Source organism: Synechococcus sp. CCAP 1479/9, assembly GCF_019038535.1.
Classification (GTDB): Bacteria; Cyanobacteriota; Cyanobacteriia; order PCC-6307; family Cyanobiaceae; genus Cyanobium.
On record NZ_JAFKRK010000041.1, the window covers coordinates 16,463 to 40,598 of the forward strand.

Genomic DNA, 24,136 nt, shown 5'->3' on the forward strand with positions numbered 1-24,136 from the left:
GCCTCAGACGGTCGCCTCCGCCCCCTCGCCGGCGTCGGCCAGCACCAGCCGCAGCAGCACCGGCGCCAGGAAGGTGGTGCCCATCACCATCAGCAGGATCGCCGCCTCCAGCGACGGCCCCAGCACCCCGGTCTGGGTGCCCAGCCCCAGAAAGATCAGGCCCACCTCGCCCCGGGGCATCATTCCCAGCCCCACCGCCAGCCGGTTGGTGGGTCCGCTGCTGAGGTAGCTCCAGCCGGCCGCCACCTTGCTGACCACGGCGGCCGCCAACAGGAAGCCCGCCATCACCAGGCCCTCGTGGTTGGCCGCATCGAAGGGGTTGAGCACCGACAGGTCCATGCCGCTGCCGATCAGCACGAAGAACACCGTGGCGAACAGGGCCACCAGCGGCTTCACCGCTTCTTCGATCGCATGCCGGTGCCGCGAGCCGCTGAGGATCAGGCCGCCGGCGAAGGCCCCCAGGGCCGCCTCCAGCCCGAAGGCCTGGGCCGCGAAGCAGGCCAGCGACATCACCAGGAACGCCGCCACCACCACCTCGCCCGGGGCCTTGAGGCGATCAAGCAGCCAGTCGAAGGGGGGGGCGGCGGTGCGGCTGAGGAACAGGGCCACCACCACGAACACCGCGGCCGCGGCGATCAGCTTCAGGATCGGGCCGAGGCTGAAGCCTTCGCCGCCGGCCAGGGCCACCACCACGGCCAGGATCACGATGCCGAGGATGTCGTCGAGCACGGCGGCGCCGATCACCGTCTGCCCCTCCCGGGTTCGCAGGAACTTCAGCTCCCCCAGCACGCTGGCGGTGATGCCGATGCTGGTGGCGGTCATGGCGGCACCGGCGAAGATCGCCGGCAGCAGCGGCACGCCGAAGAGGAACTGCAGGCCGAAGGTGCCCAGGGCGAAGGGCAGCACCACGCCGGTGAGCGCCACCGTGATCGCCTGGCCCCCCACCGCCATCAGCTCGTCGAGTTCGCTCTCCAGGCCGGTGAGGAACAGCAGGGCCAGCAGGCCGATCTTCGCCACCGCCTGCAGGTTGGTGAAGCCGTGGTCATAGATCGCCTGCACCTGGTCGGGGCCCACGTGGGCCAGGGCGGCGATCGTGTGCTCGGCGAAGGCGTTGAGCTGGCCGCCCAGCTCCGGCGCCAGGATCAGGTGCAGCCCCGACACGCCGATCAGCACCCCGGCCACCAGCTCCCCGAGGATGGCCGGCAGGCGGAAGCGCACCATCAGCTCCGCCAGGGCCCTGGCGGCGAACAGGATCACGATGAAGCGACCCACCTCGATCAGGGTCTCGGCCGCCTCGATCTGGTGGCCTCCGGTCGCGAGCAGCAGGGTGGGAACGTCCATGGCGGGCCGGCTGGGGCGATGGCTCAAATCCTTTCACCCCCTCGCCGGGAGTGGGCACGGGATCAGCGGACCGGGATCACGGGAGCGGAACGGGGGCCCCGATGGGGGCCGCCGCGGGCGGTGGTGGCCGGCCCCTGCAGACTGAAGACCCCGCCTGGCCAGGAGCATCCACCGATGGCAAGGTTCCCCGGGCCGCCGCGCCGCCGCCGCCGGGTACGGCGGCAGCCTGGTCCACTCCCCCCCCAGGGCGGTCCGCCGGTGTCCTGGTGGGCGGTGGCCGCGATCGGCCTGCTGCTGGCTGGTGTGCCGATGCTGCTGTTCAACCAGCAGCATTCGGGTGATCCGCTCAAGATCCGCCGCGAACTGCGCAAGTTCTGAGCCCGCCGCCCCGTGATCCTTTCCCGCCGCCGCCGCTGGTTCCTGCTCCTGCTGGGGGGGCTGCTCGCCGCCACAGTGCTGGCCGCCATGGCGGGCTGGGCCGGTGCCACCGCCCGCCCGGCCGATCCGCTGCCCTCCTGGAATCCGGGGGCGGCCCGGGACGGCATCCTCAGCTTCGTCCGCCAGACCACGGACCCCGCCAGCCCCCGCTTCGTGCCGCCCGCCGAGCGCATCGCCACCTTCGACCAGGACGGCACGCTCTGGGTGGAGCAGCCGGTCTACCCCCAGGTGCGCTTCATCCTGGAGAAGGTGCCCGGGGCGGTGACCACCAGGGCCGAACTGGAGCGGCTCGCCGCCACCGCCCTCAGCGGCATGCCCCTGGACACCTTCCGGGCCGATGTGCGCCAGTGGCTGGCCACGGCCCGCCATCCCCGCTGGCAGCGCCCCTACACCGCGCTCACCTATGAGCCGATGCAGGAGCTGCTCCGCTACCTGCGCGCCAACGCCTACAAGACCTACATCGTCACCGGCGGCGGCCAGGACTTCGTGCGTGTCTACGCCGAGGAGGTGTATGGCATCCCGCCGGAGCAGGTGATCGGCAGCGCCGGCGCCACCCGCTACGGCTACGACAGCTCCGGCCGGCCTTTCCTGACCAAGGAGCCCCGGCTGCTGCTCAACGACGACGGCCCCGGCAAGCCGGAGGGCATCCAGCTGATGATCGGCCGGCGGCCCATCGCCGCCTTCGGCAACTCCACTGGCGACCGGCAGATGCTGGAGTACACCAAGGCCGGCGACGGCGCGCGCCTGGCGATGCTGGTGCTGCACGATGACGCGCGCCGCGAGTATGCCTACGGTCCGGCCCTGGGGCTGCCGGACACCAAGGTGGGGCCGTTCACCCAGGGCCTCGATGACGAGGCGGGACGGCAGGGGTGGATCGTGATCAGCATGAAGAACGACTGGAAGCGGATCTTTGCGTTCGAGCGTTGACGGCCGAACGTGGACGGCCCAGATCCCCACTGCGGTCTAGGGTCGAAACCAGTCGATCCGCCGCCATGAAAGCCCTGGCCGTTTCCCTGCTCAGCGCCTCGCTCGTCCTCGGTGCCGGCTCCGCCGCCCAGGCCCAGCAGCGCTGCACCTTCCTGCAACCGGTCGGTGGCGATGGCACCACCCCGATCGTCTCCAAGCGGGTGGGGGCCGCCAAGCTGATCGGCAAGGAGAACTGGAACACCGATTTCATCGTCAACCAGCCCTACAGCAGCTTCAAGTTCTTCTTCACGGCCAACTCCTCTGACGCCAACGCCAAGTACCCGGTGAGTGGCTTCATGAAGTTCAGCGATGGCAGCAATCTGCAGGTGATCAACGAAGTCATGAATCCGCCGATCGGCACCGGGCGGATGTTCGGCCCCTTCCCCGCCATTCCGGGCAAGCAGGCCAGCCAGATGAACTTCAAGGTGGGCGCCAGCAGCGACCCCGGCGCCCTGGGCTTCAGCTACCGGATCTCGGTCCAGGGCTGCCAGTAGGCCCCACTCCGATGCTGCTGCCCCTGCTGCTGGCCCTCTCCCCGGCGCCCGGTCCGGTGATCACCAACGGACCCGTGGTGGCGGTGCTGGAGAACCGCCGCCAGCCCAAACCCGATGGCATGGATGAGGTCCAGCCCGTGGCCACCGTCCGGGTGGAGGGGAAGGTGGTCGGTCAGCTGATGGGGGCGCTGCGGATCGGCCCCGGCAGCATCGATTCGGTGCTGCAGGTGGTGGAGATGGATCCGGCCAATCCCTACCCGGAGGTGCTGCTCTCCTCGTTCACCGGCGGTGCCCACTGCTGCAACGACACCCGCGTGCTCACCAGCAGCCCCGATGGCCGCCGCTGGTTCGAGGTGCGCCGCGACCAGGTCAACGGTGGACCCAACGGCGCCAGCGACCCGCTCGGCAACGGCCGCTTCCTGCTGGTCGATGTGGACAACCGCTTCCTCTACCAGTTCGCCAGTTACGCCGGCAGCAGCGCCCCCAGCCAGATCTGGCAGTTGAATGGCCCCCGCTTCGTCGACATCAGCCATCGCCCCGAGGTGCTGCCGTTGCACCGTCGCCGGCTGCAGGAAATGGAGGGCTGGTTCAAGCAGCCCGCCGATCAACGCAACGAAGCCAATGGCTTTCTGGCCGCCTGGGTGGCCACCAAGGCGCTGGTGGGGGAATTCGACAGCGGCTGGAAACGGATGCTGGGCGTTTACGACCGCCGCTCCGACTGGGGGCTGACCTCCTGCGAGGCCGGCTACAACGCCAAGGGGGAGTGCCGGCGGCCTGAGAAGCGCTATGCCAGTTATCCCGAGGCGCTGCGGGCCTTCCTGCGCCGCACCGGTTACCTGCCGGCGGCGCCCTGACTCAGCCCAGGAAGGTCATGGTCAGGCTCACCAGGGCCAGGCCGGTGAGGCCGGTGGCGGTCAGCAGTCCGATGGATCGGTGCACGGGCGTCTCCCTCATGGGCAGAAATCTAGAGCAATCCTTAAGACGCGCAATCGCTCCGGCCTGGCCCGCAGCAATCCGTCATGGAACGGGCCTACCCCGCGCCGGCGCCGACCTGCAGTGAGCGCATCGCGATGGCGCCCAGGGTCACCTCGGTGTTGAAGAAGCCGATGGGCTCGCCGGGATCCCTCACCCCCAGCACGTACAGCAGCGGCAGGTAGTGCTCCAGCGACGGCAGGCTGAGGCCGGCATCGGGGCTGAGGGCAAGGGGATCGAGCAGGTCCTCCAGGGAGCCGGAGCTGATCCGCTCGGCCAGCAGCTGATCGAAGGCCTCGGCCCAGCCGTGGGCCCTGTCCTCCCAGAGGATCCGCCCCAGGTTGTGGACGAGGTTGCCGCTGCCGAGCACCAGCACCCCCTCCTGGCGCAGGGGCCGCAGCCGCTGGGCCAGGAGGGGGTGCTCGCGGGGGCTGCGGCGCCGGTCGAGGCTGAGCTGCACCACGGGCAGATCGGCCGCCGGGAGCATGGGCCGCAGCACCGACCAGGCGCCGTGGTCGAGGCCCCAGGTGTGGTCAAGGTTGATCTCCGGGACCAGCTGCTGCAGGTGTTCCGCCAGCGCCGGGGATCCGGGCGCGGGGTAGTCGACGGCGAAGAGCTCGGCAGGGAAGCCGCCGAAGTCGTGGATCGTGCGTGGCCGCTCCATGGCCGTGACCTTGGGGCCGTCGGTTTCCCAGTGGGCCGAGACGCAGAGGATCGCCTGGGGGCGCGGCAGGGCGGCGAAGCGCTCGGCCCAGGCGCGGGTGAAGCGGTTGGCTTCGATCGCGTTCATCGGGCTGCCATGGCCGATGAACAGGGCGGGGGTGGGGGCCTGGATCACGGGGACGGGCCTCGCGGCGGTGGGTCTGCCTTTGCCACCCTGGACCAACCCCTTGCATCACCGATGGCGGCTGCCGTCACCATCGCCCTGGCCCTGGAGGGCCAGCTGCGCCTCGATGACCAGCCCGCCCTGCACCGGGCCGTGGCACTGGCGCGCCAGCGCGGCGCCCGCCTGCTGGTGCTGGCCTGCCGGCCGGAGGGCCAGCGGCTGCGGGGCCCCCACCAGCGGCGCCTGGAGGCCCAGGCCCTCGCCTCACTCCACTCCCGTCTGGCGGCGGCGGGGATTCGCCTGCTGGCCTTTCCGCAGCACACCACCGCCGCCGCCCTCGCCAAGCTGCGCCCCCTGGTGCAGCCCGAGGCCGTGCTGCACGCCCAGGAGAGCCGTCTGTTCGACACCTGGCCCGTGGCGGCCGAGCGTTTCCCCAGGGTGTTCAGCCCGTTCCGCCGCGGCCTGGAGCGCGACCCGGAACCGCCCCTGCCCCCACCGGATCTGGCCGGCCTGGGGGACGCCTGGGACGAGCTCCCCCGGTCCTGGCTGGAGCTAGCAGCGGTCTCGGCGGGGTCCGCTGGAGCCCCTGCCCTCGTAACCGCTGCGGTCGATCCCCGCAGCGCCTTCCCCTTTCCCGGTGATGAACCCACGGCCCTGGCCCGGCTGCAGCACTACCTGTTCGGCTCCGGCGGCTTGCGCGATTACAAGGCCACCCGCAACGGGCTGGTGGGCACGGAGTTCTCCGCCAAGTTCTCCCCTTTTCTGGGGGTGGGCTCCCTGTCGGTGCGGCGGATCTGGCAGGAGGTTCTCCGCTACCGGGAGCTCCACGGCGCCGATGAAGGCTCGGAATGGATGCAGCAGGAGCTGCTCTGGCGTGAGTTCTTCCTCTGGTCGGAGCAGAAGCACGGCGACGCCTTCCATGCCCCCGGCGGCCTTCAGCAGCGCCCGCCCGACTGGGTGGAAGACCGGGAGCGCTTCGCCCGCTGGACCCGCGGCGACGCCGGCCATCCCCTGATCGATGCCCAGCTCAACGAGTTGCTCACCACCGGCTACCTCTCCAACCGGGGCCGCCAGTGGGTGGCCTCCCACTTCGTCAACGAGCTGCGGCTGCCCTGGATCTGGGGCGCCCGCTTCTTCGAGTGGGCCCTGATCGATGCCCATCCCGCCCTGAACACGGGCAACTGGGCCTACCTGGCGGGCGTCGGCTCCGACCCGCGCAGCTTCGGCGGCAGCCCTCGTCGCTTCGACCTGGAGCGCCAGGTGGGCCTCTATGACCCCGAGGGGCAGCACCTTCGGCTCTGGGGCCGATCGGCCAAGGCGCCGGCCGCACCAGCGTTGCCATGACCCTCACCCTGATCCTCGGCGACCAGCTCCACCCCGACTGGCTCAGCCCCTCCCCCCTGCAGCTCGCCCCCGGCCAGCGGGTGCTGATGGTCGAGGACCTGGCCGTGGCCTCCACCTGGCGGTACCACCGCCTGCGGCTGCTGCACACCTTCGTGGCGATGCGCAGCTTCCGCGATGCGCTGGTCGCCCGCGGGGTGGAGGTGGGCTATTTCGAGTTGCCTGCCTCCCAGGAGATGCCGTTCTGGCAGCGGCTGGCGGCTGAGTTGAGCGGCGGCCGCGAGCCGCAGGACGGCGAACTGGAGGGCCGCGAGCTCCGGGTGGCCGAGGTGGCCGACCGCAGCTTCGCGTTGCGGCTGCAGCACTTCTGCGCTGAGCAGGGCGTGCGGCTCAGCGTGCTGCCCTCACCGGCGTTCCTGGAATCGGTGGCCGAGAGCCGGAGCTGGTTCGAGAGCCGCCGCCGGCCGTTCATGAAGACCTTCTACGAGCGCCAGCGGCGTCGCCTCGGACTGCTGCTCGAGCCCGATGGCTCCCCCACCGGTGGCCGCTGGAGTTTCGATGTGGAGAACCGCCGCAAGCTGCCCAAGGGCTACGTGGAGCCGTCTCTGCCGGGGGTGCCGGCCAGCCCCCATGAGCCGGTGGTGCGGGCCCTGATCAGCCGCCATTTCCCCGACCACCCCGGCGAGCTCGGTCCCCTGTGGATCCCCTTCGATCAGGCCGGCGCCGAAGCCTGGCTGCAGCGCTTCCTGGCGGAGCGCCTCGATGGCTTCGGGCCGTTCGAAGACGCCCTGAGCCAGGAGCACGCCACCCTGCACCACTCCCTGCTCTCGCCCCTGCTCAACATCGGCCTGCTCACCCCCGCAGCGGTGATCGCCGCCACCCTGGACCACGCCCGGCGCCGCCAGGAGAGCGGCCAGCCGGTGCCGATCGCCTCGCTGGAGGGCTTCCTGCGCCAGGTGATCGGCTGGCGCGAGTTCGTGCGCGGCATCGACCGGGTGCACGGCGAGCGGCAGGCGACCGCCAACTTCTGGAACCACCAGCGCCGCCTGGCCCCCTGCTGGGACGACGGCAGTAGCGGCCTGCCGCCCCTGGATGCGGCGATCGAGCGGGTGAACCGCCTGGGCTACAACCACCACATCGAGCGGCTGATGGTGATCAGCAACCTGATGCTGCTCTGCGAGATCCACCCCGGCGAGGTGCACCGCTGGTTCATGGAGCGCTACCTGGATTCCTACGAGTGGGTGATGGGCCCGAACGTCTACGGCATGGGCCAGATGAGCGACGGTGGCCTGTTCGCCACCAAGCCCTACATCGGCGGCTCCAACTACATCCTCAAGATGGGCGACTACAAAAAGGGCCCCTGGTGCGAGATCTGGGACGGCCTCTACTGGCGCTTCATCGATCGCCACCAGGGCTTCTTCCAGGCCAATCCCCGTCTCTCGATGATGGTGCGGATGCTGGAGAAGATGGACCCCAAGCGGCGCGAGGCGCTGGAGTTGGCCGCCGAGTCGTTCCTGGCGCGGGCCACCATGGTCGGACCCTGAGCCACCCCTTGCCCGTGACCGCCGCCCCCGCTGCTGCCGCCCGGCCGCCCGCCCCCGCCCTGCTGCTGGAGCGGCTGGCGGCGGCGGAGGGCATGGGGCCCGGCCGCCGCCGGCTGGTGCTGCTGCTCAGCCAGCTGGGCGACTTCGACAGCCTCGAGTACGCCCAGGCCCTGGTGCCGGTACTGCCGCAGCTGGAGGTCGCCGGCATCACCGTGCTGGCGATCGGCATCGGCGACGCGGCGGGCCGCGAGCGCTTCTGCGCCTTCACCGGCTTCCCGATTGGGCGGCTGCAGGTGGACGCCGAACCCCATCTGCACCGCGACCTGGGGCTCTACGAGGGGCTGAAGCAGGCCGGCGGGCCCTGGCCCAACCTGCTGCTGATGTGCGCCGGCCTCGGCTCCCCCGGCACCCTGGCCGAGGTGCTGCGCGGCTACACCGGCGATCGCAGCGCCCCCCAGCGCATCGCCGACGACGAGACGATCCAGGCGGGTCCCCTGCCGCCGATCAAAGGCTCGTTCTTCGCCCGGGCCGGCGGCCGTGGCTTCCAGCGCCCCTTCGAGCTGGCCACCGTGCGGCTGCGCAACATGGCCGAAGTGCTGGGCCACTGGCGCACCTACGTCCCCCGCGACGACTTCCTCACCCAGCGCGGCGGCACCTATCTGCTGGAGGCCGATGACACCCTCCTCTACAGCTACCGCGACCGGGGCATCCTCGGCTTCTCGGCCACCATGGCCCGGCCGCTGAGTTTCCTGGATCCCTATCTGGGCTGAGGTGGCTGGCGGGAACCCCCGGGTCCGGGTGGTGCCTCTGGAGGCGCCGGACCGTCTGCTGCGTTCCCAGGCCAGCCGGCGCTAAGGCTCCTCCAGCAGTGGACGCAGCGCCTCGGCCGGTCCCCGTCCGGGCTCAAACAGGGGGCCGTCGCCCTCGATGACCTGGCCGTTGTGCAGGCAGATCCGGAACAGGGCGTCGCCCATGGAATCCACCACGATGCAGTGGCGGGCCCGCTCGCTGACGATCGGCAGGAAGCCGGCGAACCACTCCATGGTGCCCCTGATCCGGCGGGCGTCCCGTTCCTTGTCGTCGTCGAAGCCGCCGTAGGCCAGCCGCAGGAACAGGCTGCCCCAGGGCTCGCGGCGCTGGTAGTAGAAGGCGTGGCTGTTGAGGCCATGGCCCCAGAAGCCCACGCAGAAGGTGCCGAGGGGAGCGGCGCTCAGGAAGGCATCGATCGTGCCCTGCAGCAGGTAGAGCGGCTCCGTGCCCCGGGCCGTGCCGAACAGGGTCTGCCCCTGCCAGTGCAGCGGCTGATCGGGAGGCAACAGGCTCAGGGGGAAGGGGCCACCGATCCGCTCGGCGTAGAAGGACAGAAGGCTGTCGCGTGTGGGCTCCATCGACGGGTCTGCGGCGGGATCCATCCTCCCCAGCACGGCTGGACCTAGGTGATTCTCCCTGCGAAGGACCAGAGACGACTGTCAGCAACAAAGCCAGAGGCTGCCGAGTCGCCAGCCAAGGCTTGACACCTGCAGTGCAAGTGTGCGTCAATAGGTCCGTGAGAAGTTCTTCGTCCCAGCTGATGCTTTCCACGGCCACGAGGGGTGCAGCTGTGAGCCCATCAGTTTGAGGACGGCCCTGTGATGGGTCGCCTTCCTGATGACCAGCCAACGGTCACTTGGTGCCTCCGGTTGATAGGACTGGAGCACAAACACCACCTGGAGCACCACATTGCCATCTGAGAATCTCAACCGCAGCGACGAGCTGCTCCTTGCCCTCCTGGACGGGCCGTTCAAGCGGGCCCGGGATGAGAATCACGTGGACCCCCACGCCATTCTTGTCTGGGACCCAAGCCGAATCCCCGTGATTCAATCCGTGGACATCCTTGATCTGCTTGGCCGGTATCCCTGCGGTGGTCCCGGATCCCAATGGGGCGCTTCAGATCTGCTGGAGATCCTGATCGACAAGCGCAACCAGTACCGCAAGAGCATCGCTTCCCATGATATATCTGATGATGATCCTTTGTTCACGCCAGCTTGCGGAACCGTGGTGCTGATCGTGAGCGATGACCCGAGTCGCGGCCATCGCTGGGTCTCCATCAATGCACTGATTGAACCAGGGCAATGAGCATGGAGGCGACCTAGACTGCAGTCACTCGCAACTCGCCACGTCCCAGTCTCCGCCCAGGAAGAAGCGGTGTGCACGGGATCGTTTTAGGATCTGCTAACTGCTGAGCGCCTGCTCATTGGCCAGGGGCTTGAAGGCTTGCGCTCGTAGCCAGTCTCGGCGCGGTTGAAACCCTCTGGCTCACAACACCCCCAGCCCCGCCTTCAACCCCTCGGTGACGGCCGCCAGGAACGGCAGATCCAGCGTGTCGATCGTGTCACTCATCTGGTGGTAATGCGGGTTGCGCATGAAGGAGGTGTCGGTGACCATCACGGCGTCGTAGCCCGCATCCCAGAAGGGGCTGTGGTCGCTGAGGCGCACATCGGGAATCGCCCGGCCGGCATCGGGCACCGGCAGCACCTTGGTGATCACGTGCTTCCCCATGCGGCTGGCCAGGCCGGGCAACATTGTCGCGGCGCCCAGGTTGCCCACCACGGCGATGAAGTCGCCCCGATCGCCATAGATCGCCCGCATCGCGGGATGGGGATAGCTCTGGGTGGCGGCGGTGTAGGCAAGCATCTCCAGGCTCACCATCAGCTCGAGCTTCTGGCCACAGGCCTTGAGCTCGCCGGCCAGGGCCGTGCTGCCGAGCATGCCCCATTCCTCCTGGTCGAAAGCCACGATCCACACCGGCCGCCGGGGTGGGTGGGCCTTCCAATGCCGGGCCAGCTCGATCAGGGCTGCGAGGCCCGAAGCGTTGTCGTCGGCGCCGATGGAGTGCAGGGGGCCGTCGTAGTGGGCCGCCACCAGCAGAGGGTCGAGCTCCGGGCGCTGGCCGGGGAGCTTGAGGATCAGGTTGGTGCCCGCATCGATTCCCTCACGGAAGTGGTGCTCCTGCACCGGCCCCAGGGCGCCGAGCTGCTCGGTGAGATAGGCGCGCACCGCCATCAGACCGATGGGATCCCAGCGGGCGTGGCGAGGTCGGGCCAGGTGCTGCAGGTGCTCCAGCAGGGGCGCGGGGTCGGGGGTGGGGTGGTCGATGGCGGGGCGGCCGATGGGGCACGAAGCCTACTCGCTTGACACCTGCACTGCAAGTGTGGATAATTAGGGGATGGTCAAGGTCTTCGCTCCAGCTGACGCCCTCTACGGCCTCGAGGAACTCCTCCTCGTCGCCGGCAAACTGCTGGATGAGGAGATCTCGCCGCGCACCGTGCGCCTTTATGCCACCCAGGGGCTGATCGATCGCCCCGGCAAGGAGGGACGCAGCGCGGTGTATGGCCACCGGCACCTGTTGCAACTGGTGCTGGTGCGCGCCCTGGCCCGGCGCGGCCTCAGCCTCTCCGCCATTGCTCCCTTCTGCGTTCTGGCCGACGCTGATCTGGAGCAGCAACTGGAGCAGCTCGATGGCGAGGGGGCGGCGGCCGCCGCTCCCTCCGTCGCCACCGGCAACGAGGCCCTGCGGTACCTGCGGGATCTTTCGGAGCCGGCCGACGACACCGATGCTCCGGCCGACGCTTCTCCGTCCTTCGCACGAAAAGCCACGCCCATGGGCTCCGTCCTTGGGATGCTCAACAAACCCCTGTCCTCCCGCCCCCGTTCCGACCGCACCCCCACCGGATCCCGCTCCAGCGACAACGGCAGCCGCTGGCTGCGATTCACCCTTGCCCCCGGCATCGAAGTCCACGTCCGCGACTCCGTTCTGCCTCCTCCTGCCGGCCCCCGGCGCCAGCAATGGCTCCAGCACCTTCTTGATCGCCTCAACGCCCTGCTCGACGACGCCTCCCGCTGAACCATTTCCCCCGTCCCACCGCTTTCCCCAACCATGACCCGTCCCACCCTGCGCTTCCGGCCCCTGCGGCCGGCGGTGGCTTCCGATCGCCCCTCGATCCTCGATCTGCTGTTCACGATCACCCCGCCGCCGGTGGCCGCCGCAGCCAGCCTTCGCGAGCGACCGCCGCTCAACCTGGCCCTGGTGATCGATCGCTCCGGCTCGATGGCCGGCACCAAGCTCAGCTACGCCCGCAAGGCGGCACGCTTCCTGGCCGGTGAGCTCACCGGCCGCGATCGGCTCGCCATCGTCAGCTTCGACGATGAGGTGAACGTGGTCGTGCCCTCGCGTCCCGTGGCCGATCCCCAGCCCTTCATCGCCGCGATCAACACGATCCACAGCGGCGGCTGCACGGCCCTGTTCGATGGCTGGCGTGCCGGGGCCACCCAGGTGGCCGAGCACCTCGATCCCGGTGCGATGAACCGGGTGCTGCTGCTCTCCGACGGCCAGGCCAATGAGGGCCTCACCAACCAGGACCAGATCGCCGCCAAGGTGGCGGGCCTCACCCAGCGGGGCATCAGCACCAGCGCCTTCGGCCTGGGGGATGACTTCGACGAAGACCTGATGGGGGCGATGGCCGCGGCGGGGGACGGCACCCTGGCCCACATCGAAACCCCCAGCCAGCTGGCCGATCTCTACGCCTCCGAGCTCCAGGGGCTGACCAGCACCTTCGGGCGGCGGGTGAGCATTGGCCTGCGGGGCAAGCACGGTGCGGAGGTGGTCGACCTGCTCAACGACCTCAAGCCCACTGGAGCCGGCAACCACCAGCTGCCCAACCTGCGCGCCGGCCAGGAGCTCAACGTGGGCCTGCGGCTGGAGCTGCCCGCCTGGGTCCCCAACCAGGAGATCCTCAGTGTGAGGTTGGCCTGGGAGGCCCCCGGCAGCGGCGACCGCCAGAGCCTGATCGAGCACCTGCAGTTGCCGGTGATGGAAAGCGAGGAGATCCAGCAGCTGGAGCCCGATGACGCGGTGGCCGAACAGCTGGCGCTGCTGCGGGCCAACCGGGAACGCCGGCAAGTGATCGCGGATCTGGATCGAGGGGATGTCATCAGCGCCAGCGCCAGCCTGGGCAAGCTGTTCGGCGACCTGTCGGCGATGCCTGCCACCCCGAGGCTCACTCGGGAGCTCGACCTGCTCAGCGAAAAGCTCGCCTTGCTCAAGAGCGACCCGAAGCGGGGCCGCAAGCGCCTGCGCAACGAGTCGCAGCGATCCAGCCTCAACGTGTGGGAGAGCGACGATGAGCAGACCTGAGGTGGTGGCGATCGGGGATGTGCACGGCTGCGCCTCCCTGCTGGAGCAGGAACTCACCCCGCACTTTGATTCAGGCGCCGAGCTGATCTTCCTGGGGGACCTGATTGACAGGTCCCCTGAGCCCGATGGCGATCGAAAGGTGCTGGAGCGGGTGTGGCAGCTGCAGGAGAACCCCGGCGCTTACGGGCTGGCGGCGGTGACGGTGCTACGGGGCAACCACGAGCAGATGCTGCTGAAGGCGATGGCGCGAAGAGCGCCGGATGAGGACGTGGAGCTGTGGCTGTGCAACGGCGCCAACCCCGACCTCCTGCCCCTGGCCCGCGAGCGCCAGGCCTGGTTTGAGCAGCTGCCGTACACGGCAATCCGCGGCCGCTATCTGTTCGTCCATGCGGGCGTGCGCCCCGACATCCGTCTGGAGCACCAGGCCACAGACGATCTGATCTGGATCCGGCGGCCGTTTCTGAGCCGGCCCCATGGGTTGCCGTACACCGTGGTGCATGGGCATACGTTTCGGCATGACTTCAAGGTGACGCGCCTGCCGCACCGGATTGGGATTGATACGGGGGCTTATTTGAGTGGGACGCTGACGACGATGCGGCTTGAACTTCCATCTGACCCACCTGAGGAGGCGGACGTATCAGGCAACAGAAGATCTGCCGTGAGGCACGGCTCAGCTACGCGGACTGTTTCTCCAAGACTGTGGCTGCGTCAATCTGCAGCCCACATCACTACCTGATTTTCGACGAGGCGCTCTCACCTCTTTCGTAGGCACTGACCTTGAAGGACACACTGACCTGGCACCAACCGATGCCTGAGTCGGATTCAGGCGTGGTGTTGCGGGGATGTGGCTGATTTCACGGCTATGTAACAGCGCGCATAAAGCGAGAGCGCCCGGAGGATCAAGCCGATGGCCGCCATGCTTTTCGTGCCACGGTTAGATGAGGGAGGGTCAATGACAGCTGGAAAATTGATGAGACTTTTTGGGCCCGACGTGATGCGGACAAATTTTATCAATATGCTTGATTTGAGTCTAATTCGACTTTCGGCTGATTGATTAACTGGTGCCAGTCATTTCTAGTGGTGGCAAGGGAAGATCTCATCGCGATGAATCTCTGCTAGTATCTTCAGGGTTTCTGCCATTGGTGTGGCCGGCCTATTCAATAACAACCGAAGCATGTCTATCGCAGCCTCCCAAAAGTCAATACGAGAGATCCTAAGGCCTGAAGACTATCAGTTTGTAGTACCTGCTTATCAGAGGCCATACGCTTGGGAAAAGAACCAGGCTCAGCAGCTAGTTGATGATCTCTTGGATGCATATGGCGACAATCCGGATAGTGATTACTTCTTGGGAAGCGTAGTCATCGTAAAACAAGAGGGCTCACCTAAGTCTGAGATCGTAGATGGCCAGCAAAGATTGACATCTCTTTCAATTCTAATCTCAGTCATTCGCCATTTAGTTCCAGAACACCTGAATCAAGTTCGCTCAGATATTGGACAGATCCTTCTGCGTGACTTTATGGGTGTTCAAAGCAAAGGCTTAGTAATAAGAAAATCTGATCAAGTCTTCTTCCATGAGATGATAGTGGTAGATGGCGGCATCCGACGCCTTCGTGAGCTGCGAACATCACTTTCCAGTAGTCAACAGTGCATTAAAAATAATGCTGAAGTATTTGCAAATAGGCTTGAGAGCATGATCAAGGCGACGGCCGACAAAGCCAGATTTCCACAAGAGTTTCTGAAATACATCTTGCATCAAGTTCGCCTAGTTCTAATTTCTGATGACGACTTCAGAAGTGCATATAGAATATTTTCCACAATGAATAATCGAGGCTTGCCATTAGGCGTATCTGACCTGTTAAAAGCCATACTCTTAGAGCAGATATCGGATTCCGAAATCCAACACTATACAGAGATATGGGAGCGAGAGGAAGGAAGCTTGACGGAGCTAAGCCCTGAAAGGAGTGAGGAATACGACTCGAACCGCAAGTTTTTCGAATTACTCTTTACCCATATCCATCGAATAAATGCGAAGCAACGCTCCAGTAGCAACTTGTTCACAGATTTTCAAAAGGACGTGCTGAAGAACAGTCATAATCCGTTGAACGAGACTGGAGCAAAGGCGTTTATAAATCAACAGCTGGTTCCCTGCTCTAAAGCCTATGCGACCATCCTTGATAACTCATTCAACGCTCGAAGTCACTCGATATCTGAAGCTATAAACGATGTAATGCTCCCCCTGCTCAAGCGAATTCCAAATTCAGATTGGCAGCCGCCGGCTATTATGTTCTTGAGTCGCTACCGTGATAATGAGATCAAAGCGAAGGAGTTTATAGTTAGACTTGAGCGCGTTGCGGCATGCTCCCTGCTTTTGCGCGAGAATGTAAATGCTCGAGCTCGTCGCTACAAGCCCATACTAGAAGCACTTGAAGAAAGCCATGACGAAGCGCTAACCGTCGCCTCCAATTCAATAACTCCACAGGATGCTGAATCCGTATTGGCTGCAATCAATCGCGACTTGTATGGTGAAGCTTACGCTCAATACGTGATGATCAGACTGGACTGCGCATTGGCAGAAGGTGGGCTAAGTCCATGTCTAAAATCTAGGATCATAACAATTGAGCACGTATTGCCCCAGACACTTACAGACTACTGGGGCGAGGACTGGTCAGTAGATCAGCATGGTTCTTGGATCAACAGGATTGGAAATCTAATCCTGCTTTCCAAAAGAAAAAACTCTCAGGCTCAAAACTATGATTTTACCACTAAGAAAGCCACTTACTTCGGTGGCAGGTCGGAGGGTGTCGGAAGTGTCACTACATTTCCAACCGCAACGAATGTGCTTAGTGTCAATGGTCGCTGGACTCCGAGCGTAGTTGAGCTAAGGCAATCAGAGTATTGCCAAAAGCTATCGGAAGTATGGCAGCTTCAGCATGTCGAGTAGAGGACGGATTTCAACCCCCAGCCAACTCGCCCTCTTCAGCCGCAGTCCACGGATCGGTGCATGGTGGGAAGAACTCAAGGCCAGGGGTCTGTTCATGGGCGAGCAACCGCCTCCCTCCAGCCTTGATGAGCAACTGTTCGCCGATGGCCTGCGCCTCGAGCAGGTGTTGCTCGACCAACTGGAAGCCGAGGGCCATCGTATCGCCCGCCTGGCCGGCAAGCAGAACGAGGCGGATTACGTCGCCACCCGCGAGGCGATGGAAGCAGGGTTTGACTTCATCCATCAGGCCTCGCTGAACAACGGCGAGATCCGCGGCTCGGCAGACGTGCTGCGCAGGATTCCCCGGCCCTCCGATCTGGGCGACTGGAGCTACATCCCGATCGAATGCAAGTTGGCCAGCAAGCCCCGTACCACCTTTGTGGTCCAGGCCTGCGCCTACGCCGAACTGATGACCCCTCTGCTGGGGCACCGTCCCGATCGCTTCGAGTTGTTTCTCGGTGGTGGTCGCTTCCAGTCTTTCGACACCGATCGTTTCTGGGCCTGGTACCAACAGCTCAGGGCCCGCTACCGCGATTTTCGCGCCGCCTTCGATCCCGCCGCACCACCGGAGGATGAACCCGGTGATCACGGCAGCTGGGGCGCCTTCATCGAGGAGCGCCTGATCGCCCAGCGGGATCTGGTGCTGGTGGCCAACCTGCGCCAGAGCCAGCGCCTCAAGCTCAAGGCCGCCGGCATCCACACGATCGAGCAACTGAGTGCGCTGGCTCCAGGCACCACCATTCCTGGCCTGGCCCGCGAGGCGCTCCATGAACTTCAGCAGCAGGCCGAACTCCAGCTCACCCCCGCCGATGCCGCCGGCAGACCGGCCTATCGGGTACGGCCCCTGAGGCCGGGCAAGGGTCTGTCAGCCCTGCCCGCTGCCGACCCGGGCGACATCTGGTTTGACATGGAGGGGGTACACGATGCCGTCGCCGCCAGGAAGCTTGAGTACCTCTTTGGCGCCTGCTATCGCGATGAGCCCGGCGGCTCGCCCCAGTTCAAGGCCTGGTGGGCCCACTCTCCACTGCAGGAAAAGAAGGCCTTCGAGGGATGGGTTGATTGGGTGGAGGACCGCCGTCGTCAGTTTCCTGGGCTGCGGATCTACCACTACGCCAGCTACGAGAAGACGGCCATGCGCCGGCTGGCCCAGCAGCACTCCACCCGGGAGGCCGTGATCGATGAATGGCTGCGCTCAGGGCTGCTGGTGGATCTGCTGCCGGTGGTCACCAACGCGATCGTGCTGGGCGAGGAGAGCTACTCGATCAAGAAGGTGGAGCACCTCTACATGGGGGCCCGCTCGGCCGACGTCACCAATGCCGGGGATTCGGTGGTGGCTTACACCAACTGGCAGGCATCGGGTGAACCTCCCCTGCCGGGTCCAGCCCCTGAGGCCAGCCCCCAGCTGCAGGCGATCGAGGACTACAACCGGGAGGACTGCGAATCCACCGTCTACCTCCATGACTGGCTGCTCCAGCTGCGCTTCGAGCAGGGCCTGCCCGAGCAACCCCTCCAACTGGAAGAGGCAGAAAGGCCCGAGAAAGAACCCTGGCCCCTGGAGGCCCTTGCCGCAGGGCTGATCGCCGAGCTGCCGGAAACGCTCCAGAGCGATCCCGCCGTCGATGCACCAGAAGCAGTACTTCAGGAGCAAGAGCAACTAGGCCCCCGGGGACTGAGCTGGCGGGTGCAACGGCTGTTGGCCCAGTTGCTCCCCTTTCACCACCGGGAAGCCAAGGTGGCCTGGTGGGCGTACTTCGATCGCAAGCAGAAAGCGCTGGAGTCCCCAGGGGATCTGGAGAGCGACGGCGAGGCCATCGAAGGGGCCGTGTGGGAATCGATGCAGAGCCGCACCAGCGCCCGCACCGGCGCTGATTACCACAGCTTCCGCTTTGATCCCAGCCAACCGCTCAAGTTGCGGGCCCAAGCGGGGCAAAGCGGACTCAATCTCGAGATCCCGGAAGCAGGGCTGCAACTGGGGGTGGACGACCTGGACGCGGAGCAGGGTCTGGTGACGCTCAAGTTTCCCTGGCGCAAGCGGGACCGACTTGTCGCCGAGGGGCTACGTGTGGACCTCCCCCGCACGCCGGTGGCTCTGATCAAGGTGCCCGCCGACATCAGTGAAAGCCTGCGTGAGCGTCTCGATGAACAAGCCCAGGGCTGGGTCCACGATCAACAGCCCCTGCCCGAGCCCATCCGTCACCTGCTCGAGCGTGAACCTGTGGCGGAGTTGGTGGCGCTCAACGCGCTCGTCCGCGCCGAGCCCTCAGCGGTGGTGGAGCAACTGGCCTCCTTCCTGGAAGCCAGCAGCGGCAAAACCCTTGCCTTGCAGGGCCCGCCCGGCACCGGCAAGACCATGGTCACGGCCCAGGTGATCGCCGAACTGGTGCGCCGGGGTCAGCGCGTCGCGATCAGTTCCAACAGCCATGCGGCCATCAACAACCTGCTGCTCAAGACCCAGGCCGTCATCAGCGAGCAAGGCCTGGCGCAGGCGGTGGTCAAGTGCAGGAGTGACAACGACGACCCAGCCCTGGCGGGCACCCCGATTGCTCTGGTGAAGCCCGACCAGCTCACAGAAGCCATGGCCGTGGTGGGCGGCACGACCTTCACCTTCTGCCGACCAGGGGTGGCAGGCGCCTTTGATCTGCTGGTGGTGGATGAGGCGGGCCAGGTCTCCCTGGCCAACCTGCTGGTGATGGCCCGCTGCGCCCGTTCGATCCTGCTGGTGGGGGACCAGCAGCAGCTGTCCCAGCCCTCCCAGGCCGATCACCCTGGGGACAGTGGAGATTCCTGCCTGGAGTACCTGATGCAGGACGCCCATGTCGTTCCTGCCGATCGGGGCGTGTTCCTGGCCACCAGCTGGCGTATGGAGCCCTCACTCACCGCCATGGTCTCGGAGCTGTTCTATGACGGCCGCCTCCAGGCCAGCCCCGCCAACGCCATCAACCGGATCGACTGGCGGGAGCCCTGCACCGGCAGCCACGGTGTAATCCTGCCCGGCCAGGGGTTGGTGTTCGAGGCGGTGGAGCACTCCGGCCGCAGTGTCAGCTCAGAGGAGGAGATCGAGCGCATCGCCCAGCTGGTGGAGGCGCTGCTGGGCTCCAGCTACCGCCATGCCTCCGGCAGCGGCGAACGCAGCGGGGTGTTGACCCCTGACGACATCCTGGTGACCGCTCCCTACAACGTGCAGGTGAACCATCTGCAGCACCGGCTGGGTCATCGTGCGCGGGTTGGAACGGTGGATAAGTTCCAGGGCCAGGAGGCACCGGTGGCCATCCACTCCCTCACCGCCAGCGACGGCGACGCCGCCCCCCGCGGGCTGGGTTTTCTGCTGGAACCCAACCGCCTGAATGTGGCGATCAGCCGTGCCCGTTGCCTCTCGATCGTGGTGGGCTCGCCCGGCCTGGTGAGCGGGATTGCCAATACGGTGGAGGAGGCGGAGCAGATCAATCGGTTGTGCCGCTTGATCCAAGTCTCGATGGAAGAGGGTCGCTGAGATTTCAGCCGAACTGAAGGGAATGCCCTTCTCCATCCATTGAGGAACAGCCCATCCTGATCCATTGTGTTTCTGAGTTGAGCCCTCGGAGGGACCTATGTCGTTCAACGTCAAGTCTTGGTTGATCGATGCGGTGGTCGATTCTGTACTGGCCAAGCCATCCGGCTCACGCCACGGAATCACTGGATTCTGGCGCGCATCGCTGGACCGCGTACGCAGTGAGCGCATCTTGAGGATTGGCACGCTCCATGGGCTTCACTTCTTGCTTACCGCTGAGATTGACCCGGATGCGACGCACGTGATGGACCCAAAGCGTCTTGATGAGTACGTCGAGCACGAGATCCTCAAACACTCGAAAGACAAGGTCTCCTATCCCATACAAGCTGCTCGCGCCCACGTACAGGAATGCGTCGAGAAAGGGCGCATCGTCGTGGCCTTCCGGAATGCTCGTGCATTCACTGAAGACTTCAGGAGCAACGGGCGCAATTCCGTCTGGTATGAGGACGGTCAGGGATCTTGAAGCCCACCCCTACAGCCGTCCCCAATGCCTCTCGAACACAGTGGCGGAATCGGAGCAGATCAATCAGTTGTGCCGGATCAGGCAGAAAAGCCTTCGTGGTAGCGGCCAGTGGATTGGTAGCGAATCCGCTGATTCATGGAGTCCATGCTGAAGTCAAACAGTTCACCGTCGTTGAGATCGATGAACTGACCGACAAGGAGGATGCCCTGTTCGATCGTCTCCACCAGCTGGCCATAGTCGATTCTGTAGAGGTGGGCGTGATTCCCATAGGAGTCCTTGATGGCCGCGAACAACTCTGAAAGGTTCTCGCTGAATTCCTCATCCAACACCTCATCGGAGGTCACACCCTCCGGCAGGTTGTAGGCCGTGGGGCGCAGCAGGGGAATCCCGTCCGGCACCACGACGTCCTCCTCCGGTGCGTAGACCATCGGGCAGCTGCCGCGGGTTTCGAGCATCCACTCCAGAAGCCTGTCCAGGCCCTCCACATCAGCGGTCATCAGCGCCACGTCATCGTCCTCGTCCGGCTGGCTCTTCACCCAGTCGATCGCTTCAATGGCGGCCAGGCCCTGGCCCCCGTCCAGCCAAGGCAGGAGATCCAGCAGGGAACAACCCTGGAATCCCTCCGCCACGAGGCTGTCGATGTTGCGGGTGCTGGTGGTGAGCTGGTCGAGCCACCGCTGGGCCACTGGAGGGAGATCGGTCATGGCGCGGCCTGGGGCGAGGGGCCGTGGATTCTAGCCTGCTTTTACAGTTGCAGTGGCACTGTTGCTACTTTGGCTGGAGGGGTTCGGGCTGGTCCCAGGGGTTGATCAGATCAAGGCCCAGGCGGGTGAAGTCACTCACGTTGCGGGTGGCCAATTGGGCGCCCTGGGCCAGGGCGGTGGCGGCGATCACCGCATCGGCTCGCCATACCAGTGGGCGGCCTCCCGGTGAAAGGCCAGCACGCGATCGCCAAGCAGGGCCGCCACCAACGCTTGCCAGCTATCCAGCAGGGCCTGTTTGCGACGACCCTCCGGCAGCCGGATGAGACCGTGCAGGATCTCCGCTTCGTTCATCGCCGTGATGCCCACCTCCGCGGGAACGAGACCATCCGCCCAGGCCAGCACCGCCGGCTCCGGCTGGGGCCGCATCAGCTCGGCGATCACATGGGTGTCGAGAACGATCACGTTGGCTCCTCGGTGAACACGGCGGCCCCTGCCATGGAAACCCGCGCGGGCAGATCCAGTTCCACGCCACCGAGGTCGGCGACGTGGGCGTGGATGCGACTTCCCAGACCTGGGCTGTCAGAGCCAGCGGGTTGCGGCATCACGGCTTCGCGCAGGATCCTGCGGGCCTCCTCCTCCATCGAGTGACCGTGGCGGGCGGCCTGCAGTCGCAGCTGGGCCTTGGTGGCGTCGTCGAGGTTGCGGATCGTGAGGCTGGCCATCACGAGGTCCGTGCAGGCCATGCTGTCAGTGCTTGCAACGCTAGCTCTGGCGGTCAGGTTCGAGCGCTGGGTCCAGGCACAACTTGAACGCGCCCCGTTCAGCGCAGCAGGAACACCGCCACCAGCCCCCAGACCAGGCCGAGCACATGCATGGCGAGGGGGACGGGCTCGTGTGGCGGATAGGACGCCAGCAGGCGCGTGCGGCAGAGCTCCTGCTGGGCCAGGAACAGGGCACAGACCAGGGCCAACAGATAGGCCAGCAGCACCGCGAGGTGTTCGAGGGTTTCCCCGATGGCGTTCGGCCCCGGCCCGATCAGGTGCTGAACGAGGTGGAAGATCTGGCCAGGCAGCTCGGCGCTGAGCATGAACACGAAGAACAGGGCCACCCCTTGGCGCCCCAGGCGGGCGATCTGCGCGGCAGACGGGTGCGCCATCGTTCCGGAGCATGGGTTGCTGAAGTCTGGCCCTGGCATCAGGTGGAGGCGGCGATCCAGATGCCGCTGAGAGCGGAAAAGGTATAAAATCAGCTCACAATGGATGTGGAGTTCGACCCGGTCAAGAGCGAGGCCAATCTGGCCAAGCACGGCATCGATTTCGTCGAGGCTCAAGCCCTCTGGAGCGATCCAGCCTTGCTTGAGGTCCCTGCACGCACAACTGGCGAGCCGCGCTTCCTCGTGATTGGCAAGATCCATCGCAAACATTGGTCGGCAGTGATCACCTACCGCGGCTCGACAATCCGCCTCATTTCCGTCCGTCGCTCCCGCCTGGAGGAGGTCCAGCTCTATGAACAGCTCTGAATTCGATCGCCGCTTCGATGCCGGTCAATCCGTGCTGGAGGCGCTCGATCTCAACGGCGCCCGTCGAGCCCCCGTGAAACAGAAGCGGGTCAACGTGGATTTCCCCCTCTGGATGGTCGAGCAACTCGACCGTGAGGCCTCACGCCTCGGCGTGACCCGCCAGTCGATCATCAAGGTCTGGCTCGCGGAGCGACTTGAGCGAGGGCGTCCTGACGCGTCGTCTCCGGCCGGCAGCGGCCAATCGTCAGCGCAGGAGAGCCGTTGAATCCGCTTGCCCCCAGCACCTGCAGGGGCTGATCAGGGCTTGGGTCCCAGCAGCTCAGCCAGATAGCTGGAGAGGCGGAACCCGGCCGGGTGGGCATAGACGATGTCGGCGATCTTCCAGCTGCCCGCGGGGCCGCGCACCAGCTGATAGCGCAACAGCTGCGGCGCCTCAGCGGGGCGGTTGCGCAGGCCTGCCTGCACGGCCACCCGGGCCTCCAGCCCTCCGCCGGGGGCGGCGGTGCAGCCCAGCACCTTGGCGCCGAAGGTCCCCACCTGGGTGCCGCTGAACAGATCGAAGTCGACAAAGCTGCCGCTGTTGGGATCGAGCCCATAGGCACGCCGCAGCTTCTGGTACAGCCCATCGGTGAAGCGGCTTTTCTGGCTCTTGAGCTCGATTGGTCCGCTCAGGTCCTGCCGCGCCACCTGCCAGCGGTAGAGGCCATCCAGCTGGGCCTTCACCGGAGCTGGGCAGGGGGCAAGCGCCACCGCGGCCAACAGCGGCATCAGCTGGGGCAGGGGCATGAGGGCGTGCTGGCGTTGCTGGGAATCCTGGCAGCGGCGGGCGTCAACCCGGGATAGACTCTTTGTATATCCAAGCGGGTCGATGCGGGCTGTCACCAAGCTGTTTCTGAGCAACCGCAGCCAGGCGGTGCGCATCCCGGCCCATCTGCGGCTTCCCGACTCCGTCACGGAGGTGGAGGTCCGTGCCTGCGGCCAGGAGCGGATCATCGCGCCACTTGGCCGCAGCTGGGACAGCTTCTTCCATGGTGGCCCGAGCGTGCCCGACGACTTCCCGGAGGAGCGGGCTTCCCAGGAGCAAGGCGAACGCGAGCCCTTCTGATTCGCCGATGCTGCGTTATCTGCTGGATACCAACATCTGCATCGATGTGATCAAACGGCGGCCGGAGTCGTTGCTGGAGCGGTTCAACCGCAACGCCAGCCATCTGGCGATGTCGTCGATCACGCTGGCCGAGTTGATGCATAGCGCCGAGAAGAGTTCCGACCCGCCGCGTTCTCTGGCCGTGGTGGAAAACTTCTGCAGTCGCCTGGAGGTGTTGGCTTATGGGCCCAAGGCGGCCCAGCACTACGGCCAGATCCGCGCTGCCCTGGAGCTTCGCGGCACGCCCATCGGTGTGAATGATCTGCACATCGCCGCCCATGCCCGCAGCGAGGGCCTCACCCTGGTGAGCAACAACCTGCGCGAGTTTGCGCGGGTGGAGGGGCTGCTGTATGAGAACTGGGTCTGAGCCTTCAGGGCAGTTCCAGCCAACCCCGCAGGGCCAGCTCCAGCTCGATCAGCGGCTGGGGCTCCAGTTGCCCCAACACCTTGCCCAGGGAACCGTGGCCTCCATCGCATCCAAGAAGCGCTGGCGACGCGTCCTCTTTTGGCGTGAATGTGCTCGTGGTCCGAAAAGCCCAGCTGGAGGGGGACGGCCACCCGCTCCAGTCTCAGTCTTGAATTTTGGTTGATCTTAGTACGTTTTTCAGATGTTCCCTAGGGTTCAATGCTGCTGGCTCGCTACAAATGTATTCCGCTGTCTTTCACGCTCAATGGTTCACGCTG

27 protein-coding genes are annotated in these 24,136 nt (G+C 65.6%); 17 read left to right on the forward strand and 10 right to left on the reverse strand.

Translation table 11 applies throughout. The features are described 5' to 3' along the window. Positions 1 to 3: 3 nt before the first annotated feature. Positions 4 to 1,341, reverse strand: coding sequence for a cation:proton antiporter (locus KUG38_RS14800; protein ID WP_216922966.1), 1,338 nt, complete (start codon positions 1,339 to 1,341; stop codon positions 4 to 6). 390 nt (positions 1,342 to 1,731) lie between these two features. On the opposite strand from KUG38_RS14800, the gene KUG38_RS14805 reads away from it, so the two are divergent. The 3 genes from KUG38_RS14805 (at position 1,732) to KUG38_RS14815 (ending at position 4,093) form a co-directional block, all read left to right on the forward strand. Beyond that, positions 1,732 to 2,706 (forward strand): HAD family hydrolase, encoded by a 975-nt coding sequence (locus tag KUG38_RS14805; protein WP_216922968.1) that lies wholly within the window; start codon positions 1,732 to 1,734, stop codon positions 2,704 to 2,706. Positions 2,707 to 2,771: 65 nt separating this feature from the next. Beyond that, complete coding sequence (locus tag KUG38_RS14810) at positions 2,772 to 3,239, forward strand: hypothetical protein (RefSeq protein ID WP_216922970.1); 468 nt, start codon at positions 2,772 to 2,774, stop codon at positions 3,237 to 3,239. Positions 3,240 to 3,250: 11 nt separating this feature from the next. Then, positions 3,251 to 4,093: a hypothetical protein gene (locus KUG38_RS14815; protein WP_216922972.1), complete on the forward strand. Its 843-nt coding sequence runs from the start codon at positions 3,251 to 3,253 to the stop codon at positions 4,091 to 4,093. 176 nt (positions 4,094 to 4,269) lie between these two features. Here KUG38_RS14815 and ygiD read toward each other — a convergent pair whose 3' ends face one another. Next, positions 4,270 to 5,049 carry a 4,5-DOPA-extradiol-dioxygenase gene (gene ygiD / locus KUG38_RS14820; RefSeq protein WP_216922974.1) on the reverse strand — a complete coding sequence of 260 codons (780 nt, stop codon included), beginning with the start codon at positions 5,047 to 5,049 and terminating at the stop codon, positions 4,270 to 4,272. 63 nt (positions 5,050 to 5,112) lie between these two features. On the opposite strand from ygiD, the gene KUG38_RS14825 reads away from it, so the two are divergent. The 3 genes from KUG38_RS14825 (at position 5,113) to KUG38_RS14835 (ending at position 8,692) form a co-directional block, all read left to right on the forward strand. Beyond that, positions 5,113 to 6,381, forward strand: a complete 1,269-nt coding sequence (locus KUG38_RS14825; protein ID WP_216922976.1) for an FAD-binding domain-containing protein — start codon at positions 5,113 to 5,115, stop codon at positions 6,379 to 6,381. After that, complete coding sequence (locus KUG38_RS14830) at positions 6,378 to 7,922, forward strand: cryptochrome/photolyase family protein (protein ID WP_216922978.1); 1,545 nt, start codon at positions 6,378 to 6,380, stop codon at positions 7,920 to 7,922. Before KUG38_RS14825 ends, KUG38_RS14830 begins: the two co-directional genes overlap by 4 nt. Positions 7,923 to 8,014: 92 nt before the next feature. Continuing rightward, complete coding sequence (locus KUG38_RS14835) at positions 8,015 to 8,692, forward strand: AhpC/TSA family protein (protein ID WP_216923109.1); 678 nt, start codon at positions 8,015 to 8,017, stop codon at positions 8,690 to 8,692. Positions 8,693 to 8,773: 81 nt separating this feature from the next. Here KUG38_RS14835 and KUG38_RS14840 read toward each other — a convergent pair whose 3' ends face one another. Next, positions 8,774 to 9,334 (reverse strand): hypothetical protein, encoded by a 561-nt coding sequence (locus KUG38_RS14840; RefSeq protein WP_216922980.1) that lies wholly within the window; start codon positions 9,332 to 9,334, stop codon positions 8,774 to 8,776. Between the two features lie 451 nt (positions 9,335 to 9,785). On the opposite strand from KUG38_RS14840, the gene KUG38_RS14845 reads away from it, so the two are divergent. Beyond that, positions 9,786 to 10,037: a hypothetical protein gene (locus KUG38_RS14845; RefSeq protein ID WP_216922982.1), complete on the forward strand. Its 252-nt coding sequence runs from the start codon at positions 9,786 to 9,788 to the stop codon at positions 10,035 to 10,037. Between the two features lie 180 nt (positions 10,038 to 10,217). Here KUG38_RS14845 and KUG38_RS14850 read toward each other — a convergent pair whose 3' ends face one another. Then, a complete protein-coding gene (locus KUG38_RS14850; protein WP_216922984.1) occupies positions 10,218 to 10,964 on the reverse strand; it encodes a M20/M25/M40 family metallo-hydrolase in 747 nt (248 codons plus the stop codon). 163 nt (positions 10,965 to 11,127) lie between these two features. Here KUG38_RS14850 and KUG38_RS14855 point away from each other — a divergent pair, with 163 nt between their 5' ends. The 6 genes from KUG38_RS14855 to KUG38_RS14880 all read left to right on the forward strand — a co-directional run bounded on the left by KUG38_RS14855 (position 11,128) and on the right by KUG38_RS14880 (position 20,085). Beyond that, a complete protein-coding gene (locus KUG38_RS14855) occupies positions 11,128 to 11,805 on the forward strand; it encodes a MerR family transcriptional regulator (protein WP_216922986.1) in 678 nt (225 codons plus the stop codon). Between the two features lie 33 nt (positions 11,806 to 11,838). Beyond that, positions 11,839 to 13,095: a vWA domain-containing protein gene (locus tag KUG38_RS14860; protein WP_216922988.1), complete on the forward strand. Its 1,257-nt coding sequence runs from the start codon at positions 11,839 to 11,841 to the stop codon at positions 13,093 to 13,095. Then, positions 13,082 to 13,831, forward strand: a complete 750-nt coding sequence (locus KUG38_RS14865; RefSeq protein WP_216922990.1) for a metallophosphoesterase family protein — start codon at positions 13,082 to 13,084, stop codon at positions 13,829 to 13,831. The genes KUG38_RS14860 and KUG38_RS14865 overlap by 14 nt, the downstream gene beginning before the upstream one ends. 408 nt (positions 13,832 to 14,239) lie before the next feature. Continuing rightward, entirely contained in the window at positions 14,240 to 16,036 is a 1,797-nt protein-coding gene (locus KUG38_RS14870) for a DUF262 domain-containing protein (protein ID WP_216922992.1), read from the forward strand. 94 nt (positions 16,037 to 16,130) lie between these two features. Further along, positions 16,131 to 19,565 (forward strand): TM0106 family RecB-like putative nuclease, encoded by a 3,435-nt coding sequence (locus tag KUG38_RS14875; RefSeq protein WP_286196088.1) that lies wholly within the window; start codon positions 16,131 to 16,133, stop codon positions 19,563 to 19,565. 97 nt (positions 19,566 to 19,662) lie between these two features. Beyond that, the gene (locus KUG38_RS14880; RefSeq protein ID WP_216922996.1) at positions 19,663 to 20,085 is read left to right on the forward strand and encodes a hypothetical protein; all 423 of its coding nucleotides are present in this window, start codon (positions 19,663 to 19,665) and stop codon (positions 20,083 to 20,085) included. Positions 20,086 to 20,162: 77 nt separating this feature from the next. Here KUG38_RS14880 and KUG38_RS14885 read toward each other — a convergent pair whose 3' ends face one another. The 5 genes from KUG38_RS14885 to KUG38_RS14900 all read right to left on the reverse strand — a co-directional run bounded on the left by KUG38_RS14885 (position 20,163) and on the right by KUG38_RS14900 (position 21,945). Next, positions 20,163 to 20,789: a hypothetical protein gene (locus tag KUG38_RS14885; protein ID WP_216922997.1), complete on the reverse strand. Its 627-nt coding sequence runs from the start codon at positions 20,787 to 20,789 to the stop codon at positions 20,163 to 20,165. A gap of 64 nt (positions 20,790 to 20,853) precedes the next feature. Continuing rightward, positions 20,854 to 20,979, reverse strand: coding sequence for a PIN domain-containing protein (locus KUG38_RS17005; protein ID WP_286196089.1), 126 nt, complete (start codon positions 20,977 to 20,979; stop codon positions 20,854 to 20,856). Further along, positions 20,976 to 21,251 carry a PIN domain-containing protein gene (locus tag KUG38_RS14890; RefSeq protein ID WP_286196090.1) on the reverse strand — a complete coding sequence of 92 codons (276 nt, stop codon included), beginning with the start codon at positions 21,249 to 21,251 and terminating at the stop codon, positions 20,976 to 20,978. Before KUG38_RS14890 ends, KUG38_RS17005 begins: the two co-directional genes overlap by 4 nt. Beyond that, a complete protein-coding gene (locus KUG38_RS14895) occupies positions 21,248 to 21,532 on the reverse strand; it encodes a FitA-like ribbon-helix-helix domain-containing protein (protein ID WP_286196091.1) in 285 nt (94 codons plus the stop codon). Before KUG38_RS14895 ends, KUG38_RS14890 begins: the two co-directional genes overlap by 4 nt. Positions 21,533 to 21,609: 77 nt before the next feature. Continuing rightward, on the reverse strand, positions 21,610 to 21,945 hold the full coding sequence (locus KUG38_RS14900) for a hypothetical protein (RefSeq protein ID WP_216922999.1): 336 nt from the start codon (positions 21,943 to 21,945) through the stop codon (positions 21,610 to 21,612). Between the two features lie 99 nt (positions 21,946 to 22,044). Between KUG38_RS14900 and KUG38_RS14905 the strand changes: the two genes are divergently transcribed. Continuing rightward, positions 22,045 to 22,308 carry a BrnT family toxin gene (locus tag KUG38_RS14905; RefSeq protein ID WP_094584973.1) on the forward strand — a complete coding sequence of 88 codons (264 nt, stop codon included), beginning with the start codon at positions 22,045 to 22,047 and terminating at the stop codon, positions 22,306 to 22,308. Then, positions 22,295 to 22,573, forward strand: a complete 279-nt coding sequence (gene brnA / locus KUG38_RS14910; protein ID WP_286196092.1) for a type II toxin-antitoxin system BrnA family antitoxin — start codon at positions 22,295 to 22,297, stop codon at positions 22,571 to 22,573. The genes KUG38_RS14905 and brnA overlap by 14 nt, the downstream gene beginning before the upstream one ends. A gap of 32 nt (positions 22,574 to 22,605) precedes the next feature. On the opposite strand, the gene KUG38_RS14915 is transcribed toward brnA, so the two are convergent. Next, positions 22,606 to 23,094: an ABC transporter substrate-binding protein gene (locus KUG38_RS14915; RefSeq protein ID WP_216923001.1), complete on the reverse strand. Its 489-nt coding sequence runs from the start codon at positions 23,092 to 23,094 to the stop codon at positions 22,606 to 22,608. Between the two features lie 82 nt (positions 23,095 to 23,176). Between KUG38_RS14915 and vapB the strand changes: the two genes are divergently transcribed. After that, a complete protein-coding gene (vapB, locus tag KUG38_RS14920; RefSeq protein WP_216923003.1) occupies positions 23,177 to 23,413 on the forward strand; it encodes a type II toxin-antitoxin system VapB family antitoxin in 237 nt (78 codons plus the stop codon). 7 nt (positions 23,414 to 23,420) lie between these two features. After that, entirely contained in the window at positions 23,421 to 23,819 is a 399-nt protein-coding gene (gene vapC / locus KUG38_RS14925) for a type II toxin-antitoxin system tRNA(fMet)-specific endonuclease VapC (protein WP_216923005.1), read from the forward strand. The last annotated feature ends 317 nt before the right edge of the window (positions 23,820 to 24,136 follow it).